Annotated in this window: 13 protein-coding genes; 5 read left to right on the forward strand and 8 right to left on the reverse strand. The window is 61.9% G+C overall.

What is annotated here, in order from left to right; all coding sequences use genetic code 11:
- Nucleotides 1-2: 2 nt before the first annotated feature.
- The gene (locus QPK27_RS17955) at nucleotides 3-1610 is read right to left on the reverse strand and encodes a cbb3-type cytochrome c oxidase subunit I (RefSeq protein WP_290419601.1); all 1608 of its coding nucleotides are present in this window, start codon (nucleotides 1608-1610) and stop codon (nucleotides 3-5) included.
- A 374-nt stretch (nucleotides 1611-1984) separates the two neighbouring features.
- Here QPK27_RS17955 and QPK27_RS17960 point away from each other — a divergent pair, with 374 nt between their 5' ends.
- The 4 genes from QPK27_RS17960 to QPK27_RS17975 all read left to right on the forward strand — a co-directional run bounded on the left by QPK27_RS17960 (nucleotide 1985) and on the right by QPK27_RS17975 (nucleotide 7455).
- Entirely contained in the window at nucleotides 1985-2749 is a 765-nt protein-coding gene (locus QPK27_RS17960) for a glycosyltransferase family 2 protein (RefSeq protein ID WP_156923908.1), read from the forward strand.
- Nucleotides 2746-3450: a TVP38/TMEM64 family protein gene (locus QPK27_RS17965; protein WP_027867978.1), complete on the forward strand. Its 705-nt coding sequence runs from the start codon at nucleotides 2746-2748 to the stop codon at nucleotides 3448-3450. Before QPK27_RS17960 ends, QPK27_RS17965 begins: the two co-directional genes overlap by 4 nt.
- Nucleotides 3422-5149: a glycosyltransferase family 39 protein gene (locus tag QPK27_RS17970; RefSeq protein ID WP_273161506.1), complete on the forward strand. Its 1728-nt coding sequence runs from the start codon at nucleotides 3422-3424 to the stop codon at nucleotides 5147-5149. Before QPK27_RS17965 ends, QPK27_RS17970 begins: the two co-directional genes overlap by 29 nt.
- Before the next feature lie 299 nt (nucleotides 5150-5448).
- Nucleotides 5449-7455 carry an LTA synthase family protein gene (locus QPK27_RS17975; RefSeq protein ID WP_273161507.1) on the forward strand — a complete coding sequence of 669 codons (2007 nt, stop codon included), beginning with the start codon at nucleotides 5449-5451 and terminating at the stop codon, nucleotides 7453-7455.
- A 48-nt stretch (nucleotides 7456-7503) separates the two neighbouring features.
- Here QPK27_RS17975 and QPK27_RS17980 read toward each other — a convergent pair whose 3' ends face one another.
- The 5 genes from QPK27_RS17980 to QPK27_RS18000 form a co-directional block, all read right to left on the reverse strand.
- Nucleotides 7504-7902: a diacylglycerol kinase gene (locus tag QPK27_RS17980; RefSeq protein WP_273161508.1), complete on the reverse strand. Its 399-nt coding sequence runs from the start codon at nucleotides 7900-7902 to the stop codon at nucleotides 7504-7506.
- A gap of 55 nt (nucleotides 7903-7957) precedes the next feature.
- On the reverse strand, nucleotides 7958-8680 hold the full coding sequence (locus tag QPK27_RS17985; protein WP_290419602.1) for a phosphatase PAP2 family protein: 723 nt from the start codon (nucleotides 8678-8680) through the stop codon (nucleotides 7958-7960).
- An 86-nt stretch (nucleotides 8681-8766) separates the two neighbouring features.
- Nucleotides 8767-10407, reverse strand: a complete 1641-nt coding sequence (locus QPK27_RS17990; protein WP_273161510.1) for a phosphoethanolamine--lipid A transferase — start codon at nucleotides 10405-10407, stop codon at nucleotides 8767-8769.
- Nucleotides 10408-10492: 85 nt separating this feature from the next.
- A complete protein-coding gene (locus QPK27_RS17995) occupies nucleotides 10493-11734 on the reverse strand; it encodes a HAMP domain-containing sensor histidine kinase (protein WP_273161524.1) in 1242 nt (413 codons plus the stop codon).
- A complete protein-coding gene (locus QPK27_RS18000) occupies nucleotides 11721-12410 on the reverse strand; it encodes a response regulator transcription factor (RefSeq protein WP_273161511.1) in 690 nt (229 codons plus the stop codon). The genes QPK27_RS17995 and QPK27_RS18000 overlap by 14 nt, the downstream gene beginning before the upstream one ends.
- 279 nt (nucleotides 12411-12689) lie before the next feature.
- Between QPK27_RS18000 and QPK27_RS18005 the strand changes: the two genes are divergently transcribed.
- Nucleotides 12690-13889 (forward strand): cation:proton antiporter, encoded by a 1200-nt coding sequence (locus QPK27_RS18005; RefSeq protein ID WP_370660072.1) that lies wholly within the window; start codon nucleotides 12690-12692, stop codon nucleotides 13887-13889.
- A gap of 5 nt (nucleotides 13890-13894) precedes the next feature.
- On the opposite strand, the gene QPK27_RS18010 is transcribed toward QPK27_RS18005, so the two are convergent.
- Together QPK27_RS18010 and QPK27_RS18015 are read right to left on the reverse strand one after the other, a co-directional pair.
- Nucleotides 13895-14506 carry a YeeE/YedE thiosulfate transporter family protein gene (locus QPK27_RS18010; protein ID WP_273161513.1) on the reverse strand — a complete coding sequence of 204 codons (612 nt, stop codon included), beginning with the start codon at nucleotides 14504-14506 and terminating at the stop codon, nucleotides 13895-13897.
- Complete coding sequence (locus QPK27_RS18015) at nucleotides 14499-15005, reverse strand: YeeE/YedE thiosulfate transporter family protein (RefSeq protein ID WP_273161514.1); 507 nt, start codon at nucleotides 15003-15005, stop codon at nucleotides 14499-14501. Before QPK27_RS18015 ends, QPK27_RS18010 begins: the two co-directional genes overlap by 8 nt.
- Nucleotides 15006-15022 lie beyond the last annotated feature (17 nt).

Below are 15022 nucleotides of genomic sequence, written 5' to 3' on the forward strand. Positions count from 1 at the left end.
GATCAGGCTCCAGCGTTGGCAGCGGCGGGCGCCTCGCCGGCGATGGCCGTGCGCAGGGTGCCCTTGCCCATCAACAGGGCGGCGATGTGGAAGGCGAACACCAGGTGGCCCAGTGTCATCAGGCTGCCGCCAAGCGAGCGCGCCTGCAGGTAGGGGATGGTCGCCCGTGTGACGGACTCGAACGAACGGCCCGTGTCGAGCAGCCCCACGCCCTGCAGCCATCCGCCCGCGGAGACCGCCAGGAAATACACCGCGAAGCCGCCGACCACCAGCCAGAAATGCAGCTTGAGCAGGCGCGGCCATGGCCAGTCGCGCCCGGTCAGGTAGGGCAGCATGTAGTAGAAGGCGCCGAACAGCACCATGCTGGTGAATCCGTAGGCACCCAGATGGGCATGGCCGACCGTATAGTGCGTGAAGTGGGTGACCGAGTTCACCGGGCGCAGCGCCTGTAGCGAGCCCTGGAACGAGGACAGCGTGTACATCAGCGCGCCCAAGGCCACGAAGCGCAAGGCCACCGACTGCTTCAAGGCCCAGGCGTTGCGGGCAACCGTGGTGTGCTGGTTGATCGCGACCGCGATCACCGGGATGAACATCATCACGCTATGGACGATCGACAGCGTCACCAGCCAGGTCGGCACCGGGGCGCCGATCAGGTGATGGATGCCGACCTGGCTGTAGAACAGCGCCAGGCCCCAGAAGCCGAGCAGCGACAGGCTGTACGAATAGACCGGCTGGCCCACGATCTTCGGGATCATGTAATAGGCGGTTCCCACGCCGAGCGGGGTCAGCCACAGGCCGAGCACGTTGTGCGCGAACCACCAGTTCACCGTGGCGTGCTGCACCCCGGCATGCAGGCCAGGCAGGTTGGCGATGAGGTACAGCACCGGGAACCACACCAGGCCGCCCAGGAAGTACCAGCCCGACACGTAGATGTGGTGCGACTTGCGGTGGCGTGCCGTCATCACCAGCGGGAAGGCCAGGCAGGCACCGCCCACCGCGAGCAGCAAGCCGATCTGCCAGGGGATCTCGAGCCATTCGACGCCTTGGGTGTAGCCCAGGCCGATGGCAGTCACACCCATGCCGACGCCGATGGTCCAGACCATGGCGCCGAATATGGCGACGCCCGGGTGACGCAGTGGCGTGTGGAAGATGCGCGGTACGATCCACAAGGCCGAGGCGATGCCGGCGACCGACAGCCAGCCGTAGGCGACCAGGTTCAGGTGCATGCTGCGCATGCGTCCGAAAGTGAGCGGCGCGTGGCCTACGAGCCAGTCCGGCAGGTGCAGCTTGAGCGAAGCGATCACGCCGAACACCGAGCCCAGCACCAGCCAGAACGCCGCCACGGCCGCCATCAGCAACACGGTGCGGCGCCCGGCGACGTCGATCCGTTCACGGATCACGTCGAAGCGGTGGGCATGGGAGCCTTGCGGCGCACGGCCGAAAGCGGTGGTGTCGTCGGGCGCGGCGGTCTCGCCCGGCTCGAAGATCGTGGAGGCATCGCTTTGCGACAGTGCGAACTGGCGGCGGGCGATGGCCCAGATCAGGAAGCCGAGCGCGGCAAGCGACGCGCCGAAGCTCAGCGCGAGCAGTAGTCCAATGGTAATGGGCATGGCCTTGAAATGGTAGCGGGCTGCGCCAGGCTGGACACTGCCCTGTTCACGGGTTCGCAAACTCAGAACCGCGCTGATTGTCGAACAGGTCACGTCATCGACGTGTGCCGTGTATTGATTACGGGCAATTCTTCGTTGCGGAGTGGGATGCTACGCGGCGCCGATTAAGGCAGGATTAAGGAATGCCGTCGTACCGGACTGTCGTCCGTGACCGGGAATGGCGCGGGCGCTGCCACGACCTGCGTCCGCATTATTGTTTAACGGGAATTTAACGTCGACTGGTGCAGAATGATGTTGGGCAAGACATATCAAGTCGTGCACGCTGTCCGCTCATCGAACGCCACAATAAACGTCTTCATAAATGATTGAACAACATGTCTGAGGAAACAAACGACAAGCAAGCATTCCTGGTATCGGTGCTGATTCCGGCAAAGGACGAGGCCGGCAACATCGGGAACCTGGTGGACGAGGTTCATCGCGCCCTCGCCGGCCGCTATTCGCATGAGGTAGTCCTGGTCGACGATGGTAGCAGCGACGACACCGGCGCTGTGTTCCTGCGGCATTGCCAGCAATCGGGCACGCCGGCGCGGCTGATCCGCCATGCGCGCAGTGCCGGGCAGAGTACGGCACTGTGGACCGCCGCGCGCCACGCCGCCGGGCGTTTTTTCGTCACGATAGACGGTGACGGCCAGAACGACCCGGCCGACATTCCGGCACTGGTGGCACAGGGGCTGACCCTGGAAGAGAAGCACCCGCATTTCTGCATTGCCGGCTTCCGCAAGAACCGGCGCGACACGCGCTGGAAGAAACTCCAGTCGCGCATCGCCAATGCGGTGCGCCGCAGCATACTCGACGACGGCGTACCCGATACCGGCTGCGGCCTCAAGCTGGTGCCGCGCGAAACCTGGCTTGGCCTGCCCTATTTCGACCACATGCACCGCTTCGTGCCGGCGCTGGTCAAGCGCCTGGGCGGCGTTATCGCGGTAGTGCCGGTGCACCATCGGCACCGTACCGCCGGCGTATCGAAATATACCGCCTGGAACCGGCTGTGGGTCGGCATCGTCGACATGTGGGGGGTCAGCTGGCTGATCCGGCGCAGCAAGCTGCCGCTGATCGAACGCATGGAAGTGCGGCAATGAAAGCCGAACTGAAACTGCTGTTCAAGCCGCTGCTGCTGAGCTGCCTGCTGGCGCTGGGCTTTGCCTCCCTCCATTTCCAGTGGTGGGGATCCTTCACCGAAATGGACCTGCTGGACCGGCTGTTCGAACGACATTGGACGATTGCCTGGCCTGTTTTCGTGATCATCGGCGTCGTGTACACCGCGCTCGGGGGCCCGCGCCAGCTGCTCGCCTTCAGTTGCGGTTACTTGATGGGGGGCTTGGCGGGTGCGCTGCTGAGCACCCTTCTTACCGGATTCGGCGCCCTGCTGGCGATCTACTGGGTGCGCAATATCGGCATGGAGCGCATGCTCAGGCGCCATGGCGAACGCGTCGCCTTCATCCGCAGGCTGCTGGCGGAGGACACCTGGCTGTGGATCTGCACGGTACGCCTGATGCCGGTCGGCAGCAACCTGGCGACCAATATCGCGGTGGCGCTTGCCAGGCTGAGCATACCGGCGGTGTTCTGGGGCAGCCTGCTGGGCTACCTGCCGCAAATGCTGCTGTTCAGCTTTGCCGGCGCAGGCCTGGCCTTGCAGGACGAGCAGCAGCTCTGGATCAGCCTGCTGATGCTGGTGCTGTCCACGGCGCTCGTGCTCTATCTCTACCATCATGGCTTCAAGCAGCGGCTACAGGAAATCCGAGGACAAACGCATGCAACTCCCATCCAATCCCAGTGCTAGGCAAGACGCAAGCTGGTGGCCGTGGATCGCTGCCCTGCTGATCGTGGTCCTGTTCGCCGGCATCGGGCTGCGCGACCCCTGGCCTGCCGACGAGCCGCGCTTTGCCCAGGTCGCCCGCGAAATGGTGGAATCGGGCCGTTGGCTCTTCCCCACGCGCGGCGGCGAGTTCTATCCGGACAAGCCGCCCGTCTTCATGTGGCTCATCGCGCTCTTCTACCAACTGACCGGACAACTGAAGATCGCATTTCTGCTGCCCAGTGCGCTGGCGGGCCTGGGGACGCTGTGGCTGGTATTCGACCTCGGGCGGCGCCTGTGGGGAGAGAAGGTCGCGCGTTCGGCTGTGCTTGCGCTCGCGTTCACGCCGCAGTTCCTGCTGCAGGCCAAGGGCGCGCAAATCGATGCGCTGGTCTGCTTCTGGATCACCCTCGGCTGCTACGGACTGCTCCGTCACTTTCTGCTCGGTCCGGCCTGGGGCTGGTATGCCGCCAGTTGGGTGGCGATGGCCCTGGGCATCGTGACCAAGGGCGTCGGTTTCCTTCCCGCACTGATGCTGATACCGCTGGCGATCTGGGGCCGCCCCGCCACCGCGTCCGGGCGGCAGGTCTGGTCCATGCGCGCGTGGTGGGGACCGGCCCTGTTGCTGGGCACACTGGCGCTGTGGCTGGTGCCGATGTGGATCGCGGTCGAACGCATCCAGAGTCCGGAACTGCTGGCCTACCGCGACAACATCCTGCTCAGGCAAACCGCTGAACGCTATGCCAATGCCTGGCATCACATCAAGCCCTGGCACTACTACCTGACGATTGCGCTGCCGAGCATGTGGTTTCCGCTGGCCGTGCTGTTCCTGCTGCGGCTGCGCAGCATCAGGAAGCTGTGGCCCTCCAGCGCCGCGCTGCGCGTACTGCTGAGCTGGGTTGCACTGGTGTTGCTCTTCTTTTCCATCAGCCCCGGCAAGCGCGAGGTCTACATCCTGCCCGCGCTGCCGATGTTCGCCCTGGCGCTCGCCTACGTCTGGGAACAGGCGCCGGCAGAAGGGCGCCGCGGCACGGCTGTCGTGTTGCGTGCGGCGCTCGCGATCATGGGGCTGCTGCTGATCCTGCTTGCGGCGGTCGCGCTGTTTGCCCCCGAGCACCTCCCGTCCCGGGCGGACGACTATGCCGACGCCGTCGCGGCGCTGGCTCCGGGCTTGCTCGTCCTCGGACTGGCGCTGTCGGGCATTGTCTGGCTGTTGCGCAAACGCGCATTGTTCGAACAGCTCGCCCTGGCCAGCGTGCTGACCTGGCTGTTCGTCTCTTTCTGGCTATGGCCCATCCTCAACCCACTTCGGACGCCGCGCGCCATCATGCAGGAACTCGAACGACGCCTTGCCCCGGAAGCGGAAGTGGGCATGCTCGAGTTCAAGGAACAGTTCCTGTTGTTCGCAGACCGGCCTCTGGTCCACTTCAGCTATCTGGCGCCGCTGCCGCGGCAGGAATGGAATGCCTGGCGCTGGATGCGCGCAGACCCGACGCGCGTGCTCCTCCTCCCCGATGGCCTGGCCTTGCGCTGCTTCGACCTGGCGAAGAAACGCGTTCTTGGCGAAGCCCATCGCCGCAACTGGGTTCTGCTCGATGCCTCGTCCGCACGTGAAAGCTGCGATGCGGCTGCCGATCACGCCCCCTACCGCTACGTACCGGTGAAGAAGGATATCCTTCAGTGAATCAGGGCGGAACGACGGGTGCCGGGTGCTGGTCGACGGCGCCGCCAGGCTTCATCGGCTGCTGGGATAATTAGACGCTATCGGCCGCTTGCATTCGATTTGGTTTAACGCGATCTTAACGGCGCCTTAACGCCGTCCTAACGGCGCTTGTCCTAAGATCGCCCTCCACTTTCCCCTATGCACTATTCGCTTCCCCTGCGATGGGAGACTTCCTGTCTTAGCGGCGGTCCACGTCAACCGCGCCTGCCTGGAGTGCGGCAGTATTTTTGAGCGACTGACAACCCCATCCGCAAATATCTATGAGCAATGCATTGCCTGGTAAAACCTCGATCTTTCATCACTGTGCGCACCGTCTTGCACGGTCAAGCAGCTGGGCAGGCCCCTTTGCCGGCACGCTCCAGATGCTGCTCATCGGCCTGGTCATCCTGTCGCTATCCAGGTTCGCGCTGGTCGCATGGCAGTGGGACCGCGTCGAAGCGGCCGCGATCCCGGCTTCGCTGTTCGTCCAGGGCCTGCGCGCGGACCTGATCCTGCTGGGGTACTTCGAGGTGCTTCCCCTGTTGCTGGCCCCCTTGCTCGCCTACCGCTCGTTCGCACGCGTGTGGAGGACTGTGAGCATTGCCTGGGGCACTGTTGCTCTTATTTTCATCTTGTTTATGGAATTGTCCTCGCCTCAATTCCTGATGCAATACGACGTCAGGCCGAACCGCCTGTTCATCGAGTACCTTGCCTACCCGAAGGAAGTGTTCGCGACGCTGTGGAATGGTTTTCGCATCGCGGTGGTGACCGGCGTCGGATTGACGATCGGCCTCGGCCTGTTGATTTTCGATCTGCTCAGGCGTGCTTCGCCCGGCATAAGCATGTGGCCCGCAAGGAAACTGCTGCTCGTATGGCCGGTTCTGTGCCTGATCGTACTGATGCAGATCCGGTCGACCACGGGGCACCGCCCAGCCAACCCGGCCTTCTTTGCGCTGACCGGTGACGCGATGGTCAATTCGCTCATCATCAACTCGGCATGGTCGGTGCTGGACGCGCTCAACTCCCTGAAGAAAGAAGCAGTCTCCTCCGACATCTATGGGGCATTCCCGCGGGAACAAGTTTTTCGAGAAGTTAAATCAGCGCCCTGGCTGCACGGCTATACGTTCAGCAATACCGACACTCCGACTCTACATTTCCAGCAAGCCGCCATCGCGCGAAACCGGCCGCTTAACCTGGTAATCGTCCTGCAAGAAAGTCTGGGCGCGACCTTCGTCGAGTCGCTGGGCGGACTGCCAGTGACGCCGGAGCTGGAAAAGCTCAAGAGCGAAGGCTGGTGGTTCGAGCAGCTCTATGCGACCGGCACCCGTTCGGTGCGAGGCATCGAAGCGGTCGTGGCCGGCTACGCACCGACGCCCGCCCGCAGCGTGGTCAAACTCTCGCTCGCGCAGCAAGGCTTTTACACGATTGCGGCAGGACTGAAACAGCAGGGCTATCATACTGAATTCGTGTATGGCGGCGAAGCGCATTTCGACAATATGCGCAGCTTCTTCACCGGGAACGGATTCCAGCGCGTGGTCGACATACGGGAAATGCGTCCGGCCTTCACGGGAAGCTGGGGAGCGTCCGACGAGGACTTGTTCAACAAGTCGCTGGAACGCCTGAAGGAACTTCATGCCCAGGAGAAACCGTTCTTCAGCCTGATTTTCACCTCATCGAATCACGAACCGTTTGAATTTCCGGACGGAAAAATTACGCTTCACGATCCGGTCAAGCAAACGGTGAACAACGCCGTCAAATATGCGGACTACTCGCTCGGGAAATTTATCGCCGAAGCGAAGAAGCAGGCGTACTGGAAAGACACCCTGTTTCTCGTCGTTGCCGATCATGACAACCGCGTCTACGGCAATAGTCTGGTGCCCGTCAAGAAGTTCCATATCCCGGGACTCATCCTGGGGGCGGACATTGCACCGAAACGGATTGGAACGATCGCCAGCCAGATCGATCTTGGACCGACCCTGCTGTCATTGATGGGCGTTTCGAGCATGCATCCGATGATCGGCCGGGACTTTGCAAGAGACAGCAGCACCCCTGGCCGCGCCATGCTCCAGTTCGATAATTATTTCGCCTGGCTCGAAGACGGGTCGGCGACGATCCTGCGTCCGCGCCAGCATCCACTGCTTGGAAACTATGATGCCCAGAGCGGAAAACTGGATCTTCAGGCGGGTGCGCCCGACAAACTGCAAGTGAGCAAGGCAATGGCTCACGTTGTTCTGCCCTCGCTACTCTACCGCGAGCGCAAGTACACCTTGCCCGAACGAGGGCCTTGAATAGCGCTCGCTCGATGGCAATGGTCCTCCATCGGAGGACCATTGTGCTTACTTCAGCAAAACCGGCGCCACGATCACGGTCCAGGTGACTGCCGCAACGGCCACCGACAGGAATACCGCCGCGCTGCCCAGATCCTTCGCGTTCCTGGATAGAGGGTGCCGTTCCAGAGAAATGCGGTCGACGACGGCTTCGATCGCGGAGTTGAGCAGCTCGACAATCAATACCAGCGCCAGCACCAGTACCAGGGCCAGCTTTTCCAAGACCGACACGGGAAGGAGCAATGCGACGAACAGCGCCGGAACCGAGACGAGCAATTCCTGCCTGAACGCGTGTTCGTACTTCCACGCGATTCTGAGACCCCGGGCGGAATAAGCTGACGCGGCCACGATGCGAGCCAGACCGCTGGTGCTCTTGAATTCACTGACCTCTTGCTTGTCCTGAAGCATGGTTGTAGACCTTTTGGAATAGTCGGCTTCGCGATTTGTAAGCGAGCCGGGTTAATCAGTTGGATTCGGAAATGTCCGTTTCAGGGTCGAGCCTGTGCCGCTTCTGCGTTGCGGCGGAAGCCGACGGGGAAATCACGGCAGCGCCGGCTTGCCTCCCCTGAAGAACAAGGATGACGAGGACCACGGTCGCGCTTGCGATCCAGATCGACCAAAGGCTGTGGGTGAGGAAATGGGCACCGCGCAGTTGCTGCAAAAGCCCGAGAAAGCTGCCGGCAGCGATACCCGAAAAGGCCGCTATCCGGGCTGCGCGAGCCTGAGCAGGTAGCCAGTAGACCGCCAGCGACAACAGCCACAGTGCGCTCGAGGCGTGGCCAGCAGGAAGGCATTGGCCAGGAATCGCGCCGTCCGGCAGTATGTCGAAGATCCGGACATAAGGCTGCTCCCCTCCGTAACGAGAAAGGTCCCATGGGCAGTGCGATGAACTGAGCTGCTTCAGCAAGCTGATCACGGCCGGGACCAATATCGCGGACGATGCGACGATACGCAGGCGTAGCCGGCCCAGGACACACAGTCGTGGCAAGGGCCGGAACGCATCGACCGCCGCACACCCGATAAAGGCCAGCGCCGCGAGCGTCAGCACCCGCTTCAAGATGACGTGTCCGAAAGTCTCGGTGAGCCATGCATCGCGCCAGGGAAAAGTATTGCTGGCGGCGTCGAATACCGCATCGGCGAGCAGCAGATCAATATCGGAGTAACGTCCGATCCACAGCGTGGACACGGCTCCGGCGATGAGTGCGACAGCGATCCTTCGCGCCGCGCGATAGCCCAACAGTGTCGGGCAAGCAAGGTGACCAGGCCGACGCATCAGCCTCCCCTGACACAGGAATGGAACATGTCGAGCCGTGGATTGAGTACTGCGGTATTCACATCGAGCATCCCGAGGACGGAATGAAACACATTGTCATGCGAGAGCGGTTGCTGGCGCCGTTCGTTCAGGCAGCGTCGATCGACACGAAAGCGCTCGCTGAAGCCCGGCGACATCCACAGCATCATGGGCACTTCGGTCTGCTCGCGCGGCGCCAGGAAATACGGGGCGCCATGGAGGTACATGTTGTTTTCTCCAAGAGACTCTCCATGGTCGGAAAAATACAGCATGGCCGTATCGATGCCCCCGCGTCCCGCGATGCCGCGCAACATATCGATGGTCTTGCTCAGAAAGTAATCGGTGTAGACGATCGTGTTGTCATACGCGGCCTGGATGGATTCACGCGAACACTCTTCGAACCGGTTGGACGTGCACACCGGCCCGAACCTTGAGAACTCGCGTGGGTAACGGTTCGCATAAGCAGGGCCGTGGCTCCCCTTCTGGTGCAGCACAATGACGAGATCCCTGGTGCTGTTGCGGATCAGCTCAGGCAAACCTTCGAGCAAACGCTCGTCGTAGCACTCCTTAGCGCCACAATGGCTGTCAGGCCCCGCCGGCTTCGACAGATCTTCGTACTTCACACGGGCGCACACACCCTTGCATCCGGAGTTGTTATCGCGCCAGATGACGTCGAAGCCGGCGTGCGTGAGTACGTCGAGCAATCCTTCCTGGCTGGTGGCCTTCGACTGGCTGTACCCATCCCGGCCGAGTGCCGAAAACACGCACGGTACTGACACCGCGGTCGCTGTACCGCAAGAACGCACGTTCGAAAAATTGATCAGCCCCGCTTGCCGCGCCAACAAGGGATTTGTCTCGCGAGCATATCCGTTGAGCGAAAAGTTCGCGGCACGTGCCGTTTCGCCGACCACGATGACGGTGAGCGTTCTGCGCTCCTGGCCGGTCCAGGTCGCGCCCTTGACCGCGTCGCGGCCAAGGGGAGCCACGACGAGGCTGGCAGCCAATCGCTTGCGCAGATAGCCATGCGTCGCCTGGATAAAATTGGTGGGAGTCACGAGAAAACGCAGCTCCCGATGCTCGCGCAGTACTGGCGCCAGGCTCTTGAAACACAGGATGAGCAGCAAGGCCGCCAGCGCCAGCGATCCCGCCGCAATGCCGAAGCGCTGCATGAGTCCCTTTGGTCCTTGCGGGAAATGGATCCTGGCACGCGCAATCAGCAGCGACGGCAGCACGCCGAGCAGGCAGACCGTCGCCGCCAAATGCCAGCTGATCAGCTCCATCGCTTCGCGCGCATCCGTCTCGAAGACATTCTGGACCATGGCCTTATCGATGACGATCCCATAGGACGCCATGAAATAGCTGGCAGCCGATGCCGTCAGTATCAATGCGATCAATACCGGTTTCGCGACATAGCGGAAGCTCGCCATGGTCAGGCACGCGTTGAAGAACAGGACAAGCATGAGGAATGCCCCTGTCAGCAAGGGCAGCCTGTCCAGCGAGGCGCCGCCTGTAGCCTGTGTAAAGGTCGACCAGAATGTCTGGTTGCTGGCGCTTGCCAGCAACAGTGCAACCGCCAGCGTGAGAACCGGCGCATCAACCCGCCGTGCAAATAGTTTTTCCACTCTCGTATCCATTCAAAGCTGCCGCCCACAGGGCAGCTTGCTTGAAGGATAGAGACGCGCCTATGAGGGCATCGTCAAGGTCGCGTTAGGTTTGCGTGAAACCGGGAGGAAAGATGATCGAGAAGCGGCTGCCGCCGTCCGGACGGTTCGCGTAGTCGAGCGATGCACCCAGGTATCCGCAAATACGTCTCACCAGCGACAAGCCAAGGCCTGTCCCGGCCGAGCCACTGGAGGGAATGGCAGTGGCGCCCTGCCCCAAGGTTTGTCGCACCGCATCCGGCAATCCCGGTCCGGTATCTTCCACGATCACGCGCCCGGGCTCGAGCACGACCGTTACCGAACCCTGCTCCGTGTACTGGCATGCATTGCGTATCAGGTTCGCTATTGCAGACTTGCATAATTCAGAAGGCGCACGCACGCTGATCTCAGCACTACCCACACACAGCAGCTTGACAGGCTTGTGTGCCAGCATGGGCTGGTAACGTTCAACCTCGCGTCGCGCAATCTCGCTCACGGACACTGGTGCGAGCAAGCCGACTTCCGGTGCACGGGCCAGCATGAGCATGACACCGACGCATTCCGTGGCCTCTTGTGCCGCGCGATAGATGCGCTGTGCCGGTGCCTGGATTGCCGTGTCCTGGCTTGCTTCCAGCAGGATCTCGGCCGCCCCCATGATCACGGTGAGGGGCGTACGCAACTCGTGACTGACGTCGCCCGTAAAGAAGCGCTCCCGGTCGAGAACCTCCCGCAACTCGGTCGTATGTGCGGCCAGCGCCCGCGCAAGTACGCCAAGCTCGTCCCGGCGTTCGGTGAGCGGCAAGGTCGACGCTCCGCGCTCGACCGCTTCGACGAGCGCGCGAACCGGCCCAACGATCCTGCGCCCGACAAAACGGCCAAGGAAGACCGCCAGCAGCACAAAACCTGCAAAAAATCCCGCAAATACCGAATACACCAGCAGCTCGACCTTCTCGTAGTCGCTTTCATGATCGACGACGACATAGGGGCCACGCGCGTCCGCACCCGACAGCACATGCAGGCCGATGCCATCCACGATTGCGTCCGACACGCCGGCTGGCAGCCCGCGCAGCGATAACGGGATCTCTTCGCCACGGTGGAAACGCAAGCCAGCCGGCAGGTCCGCCGCCAGCCCCGCAGCTTCTCGTGGACGCGCCCAATTCTCGACTTCGGCCAGCCGGTTGTCGACCAGGTAGACCTCGATTCCTTCGACAGCCAATGCAGCCAGCACCGCAAAGAATACGGACAGGACGATGCCGAATAGGAGGAAGGCGGCGACGATCGGCCGGCTCAAGGAATCAGCCTGGCGCATCGGGAAGAACAAGCCGGTAGCCAACGCCGGGAACAGTATGGACCATGGGGAGGGCAAAAGGTTTGTCGAGCGCCTGGCGAAGCGCGTGGATGTGCGTACGCAAAGCATCGCTGTCAGGTCGGTCATCGCCCCAGACAGCCTGCTCGAGGTCATCGCGCGGGACGATCCGCGGAGCGGCACTCATCAGGCAGCGCAGCAAGACATAGCCTGTCCTGGTAAGCACGACTTTCTTGCCGTCGCGGGAAGCATCGAGCACATCGGGATCGAAGACCAGTCCGCCAAAGCGCAGCGCGCGCCCCACCAGCACCGATCCGCCGGAACGACGCACCAGGGCTCTCAGCCGGACCTCGAGCTCCACCAGGGAATAAGGCTTGACCAGGTAGTCGTCCGCGCCGCTGTCGAAGCCGGCAACCTTGTCGGGCAGGCTGTCGCGCGCCGTCAGCATCAGGACCGGTGTCGGTGCACGGAGCTCGGAGCGCAGTTTCCGGCACAGTTCCAGGCCATTCAAGCCGGGAAGCATCACGTCCAGGATGATCACGTCATACAGGCTTTCGGAAGCCAGGGCAAGCCCGCCGTAGCCGTTGCGGGCGGAATCGACCGTATATCCCTTTGGTTCCAGGAAGCCGTACAAATTTGCCAGGATATCCGGATTGTCTTCTACGATGAGGATACGCATCCATGCATTGTAAGGCGAAACAGTCCTTGTCGAGCAGGGTCCGGCCCGCTAAATTTGTTGCAGGAAGGCATGACGAACGCCATGCAGTGCGCGTACGGCAGCAGCAGACGTGACGCCGGCCCGGACGCACGGGCCCCTCGACCCGCCCTGGCCGTAGCTGTACGGCATTGCGCTCGCCCACCAGTGCAATTGTTCTTGCAAGCATTTGAACAGTCGGGCGATACTCGCCGCTCACGTATTCGAGATACAAGATCACGCAGAGACGATATGCACGCAGCAATGGGCACGACCGAGATTTTCCTGATCGCCATGGCGATCATTTTCAGTATTCCCTACCTGATCTGGCGCTTGGGCGACACGGACTATTACGCCCCGCTGGTGGTAGTGCAGATTATTACCGGCATCCTGCTCGGACCAGGCATTCTCGGCAGCGTTTATCCGGAATACTATGGCTTCGTGTTCAATCCCGAGGTAATCCAGTCGCTCAACGGCATTGCTTGGTGGGCCGTGATGATCTTCGTAATGGTCGCGGGCATCGAACTCGACCTGAAAGCGGCCTGGGCGCACCGCCGCGAGAGCATGATCACCGCGTCGCTCGCGCTGGGGACGCCGCTGGTGTTTGGCTGTATCGCCGCGCTCGGCATGCTGGGCTATGCCGGCTGGATCGGTCCGAAGGCCGAGAGCTGGCAATTCGTACTGGCCGTAGGCATGGCCTGCGCTGTCACGGCCTTGCCTATCCTGATATTGCTAATGGAGAAACTGGAGATCCTGCGCCAGCCGATCGGGCAGCGCATCCTGCGCTATGCCAGCCTGGACGATATTGCGATCTGGGGTGTGCTGGCCCTGATCCTGCTCGATTGGGACCGTGTCGGACGTCAGCTCGGGTTCCTGGCGGTGTTCGCACTGGCCACCGTGTTGTTCCGCAAGCTGATGGCCAAATTGCAGGAGACCGACCGCTGGTACGTCAGCCTGGTCTGGTTGGCGGCCTGTTCCTTCGCAGCCGACTGGGCCGGCCTGCACTACATGGTTGGCGCCTTCCTGGCCGGTGCGGTAATGGACGCGCACTGGTTCGACCAGAAGAAGATGGATCTGATGCGTCACCATGTGCTGCTGGCCTTCATGCCGGTGTTCTTCCTGTCCACCGGCTTGCGCACCAACTGGGCGATGGGTGGACCGGCCGTGTTCCTTGTCGCCGCCGTGCTCCTGCTCGCCTCGGTGAGCGGCAAGTTGGCCGGCACCCACATCGCCGGGAAGATCCTCAAGTGGGGTGGGGGCGAGGCATCCATCATCGGCTGGCTGTTGCAGACCAAGGCACTGATCATGATCATCTTCGTCAATATCCTGCTGGACAAGGGGATCATCACCAGCGAAACCTTCACGGCCCTGCTCCTGATGGCCGTGGGCAGTACCATGCTCACCGTTCCCATGGTCTACCCAAGGCTGCGGCGCGTTGCCGCCCTGGTGTTCAAAGCCAGCTGAATTTGCTACGGAAAATACAGGTACAGCAGCCACAATGCCACGCCCAGCAAGGGCGCGAACACGATCAGGAAGGGCGTGGTGCGCACTCCTATCAGATCGGGCAGCTGGATGCACCCGCGGTCACCCCAGGCCAGCACGTTCGAGCTGAGGCTTCTGGACAATTCGGCGTAGAGATAGCTGCCCGCCAGGAGTCCGGCGATCCCGGCGACGGCATCCAGATTCCCTTGTCCCAAGGCTGCGGCGCCTGTTCCTGGGCAATATCCGATCAAGGCAAACCCTGCTCCGAAGACCAGGCCGCCAAGCACATTGGCCGCATACTTCGTGGGTTTGAGCTGCAGCTTGACGAGTCCGAGAGCGTGCATGGCGAAAATGCCGATCATCCCGACAAGAATAGCCGCCAGCATGATTTTCATGACCGTGAAATCGGTCAGCAGAAGCGCCCCAAGCAGAACCTCGTACTTGGCAACGCCGCCTTTCTGCAACAGGAAACCGAAGATAATCCCGAAGAATAGACCCAATGCGAGCTGCCTTGGCGCGTCGCTTTTCCCGGCCCCGCCATCCGTGCTTCCTGGTGGCTTGCCGTGGTCAACGCCGGGCTTTGCGGATGTGTTATCCATACATCACCTGCGCTACCAGGGAACCGCCTGCGAAGAAGCATGCCAGCGCAATCCACGACCCGACCGACAATTGCAGTGCGCCGCTGATTCCATGGCCACTTGTGCACCCGCCTGCAAGCCGCGCCCCGAACGCCATGATCACTCCGCCAACGAAAGCGACAGACAGACGCAGCGGTACAGAGTCTCCGAAATGCGCCTCCCACAGCGGGGGGATAACGCTGGCATGGAATTCGCCACCCGACAAGGCGGCGAAGAATGCCCCGACGACAATGCCGAATGCGAGCATGACTTCCCACTCGATTTTGGGAGTCTTATCCTGATAAAACGCCAGGGAGTCGGTGTGTTCCCTGGCGACCAGGTAGCCCAGCAGGCCGGCCATGCGTGCGAAAGCAGTCGACACGCCCAGCGGTTTGCTAGAAAAGTAAAATGTCGCCATCGAGAGGACGCCGATAAGGGCGCCGACCACATACGGATTCCATGCGCCGCCAGCCGTGTTCATGTCCGTCTCCTTCGCGC

Origin of the sequence: Massilia sp. YIM B02443, from assembly GCF_030411955.1 — a bacterium.
GTDB lineage: Bacteria > Pseudomonadota > Gammaproteobacteria > Burkholderiales > Burkholderiaceae_D > Telluria.

Coding starts and splice junctions, on each gene's coding strand:
- QPK27_RS17955 (WP_290419601.1), bottom strand. CDS start 1,610: ATGCCCATTACCATTGGACTACTGCTCGCGCTGAGCTTCGGCGCGTCG.
- QPK27_RS17960 (WP_156923908.1), top strand. CDS start 1,985: ATGTCTGAGGAAACAAACGACAAGCAAGCATTCCTGGTATCGGTGCTG.
- QPK27_RS17965 (WP_027867978.1), top strand. CDS start 2,746: ATGAAAGCCGAACTGAAACTGCTGTTCAAGCCGCTGCTGCTGAGCTGC.
- QPK27_RS17970 (WP_273161506.1), top strand. CDS start 3,422: ATGCAACTCCCATCCAATCCCAGTGCTAGGCAAGACGCAAGCTGGTGG.
- QPK27_RS17975 (WP_273161507.1), top strand. CDS start 5,449: ATGAGCAATGCATTGCCTGGTAAAACCTCGATCTTTCATCACTGTGCG.
- QPK27_RS17980 (WP_273161508.1), bottom strand. CDS start 7,902: ATGCTTCAGGACAAGCAAGAGGTCAGTGAATTCAAGAGCACCAGCGGT.
- QPK27_RS17995 (WP_273161524.1), bottom strand. CDS start 11,734: ATGCGCCAGGCTGATTCCTTGAGCCGGCCGATCGTCGCCGCCTTCCTC.
- QPK27_RS18000 (WP_273161511.1), bottom strand. CDS start 12,410: ATGCGTATCCTCATCGTAGAAGACAATCCGGATATCCTGGCAAATTTG.
- QPK27_RS18005 (WP_370660072.1), top strand. CDS start 12,690: ATGGGCACGACCGAGATTTTCCTGATCGCCATGGCGATCATTTTCAGT.
- QPK27_RS18010 (WP_273161513.1), bottom strand. CDS start 14,506: ATGGATAACACATCCGCAAAGCCCGGCGTTGACCACGGCAAGCCACCA.
- QPK27_RS18015 (WP_273161514.1), bottom strand. CDS start 15,005: ATGAACACGGCTGGCGGCGCATGGAATCCGTATGTGGTCGGCGCCCTT.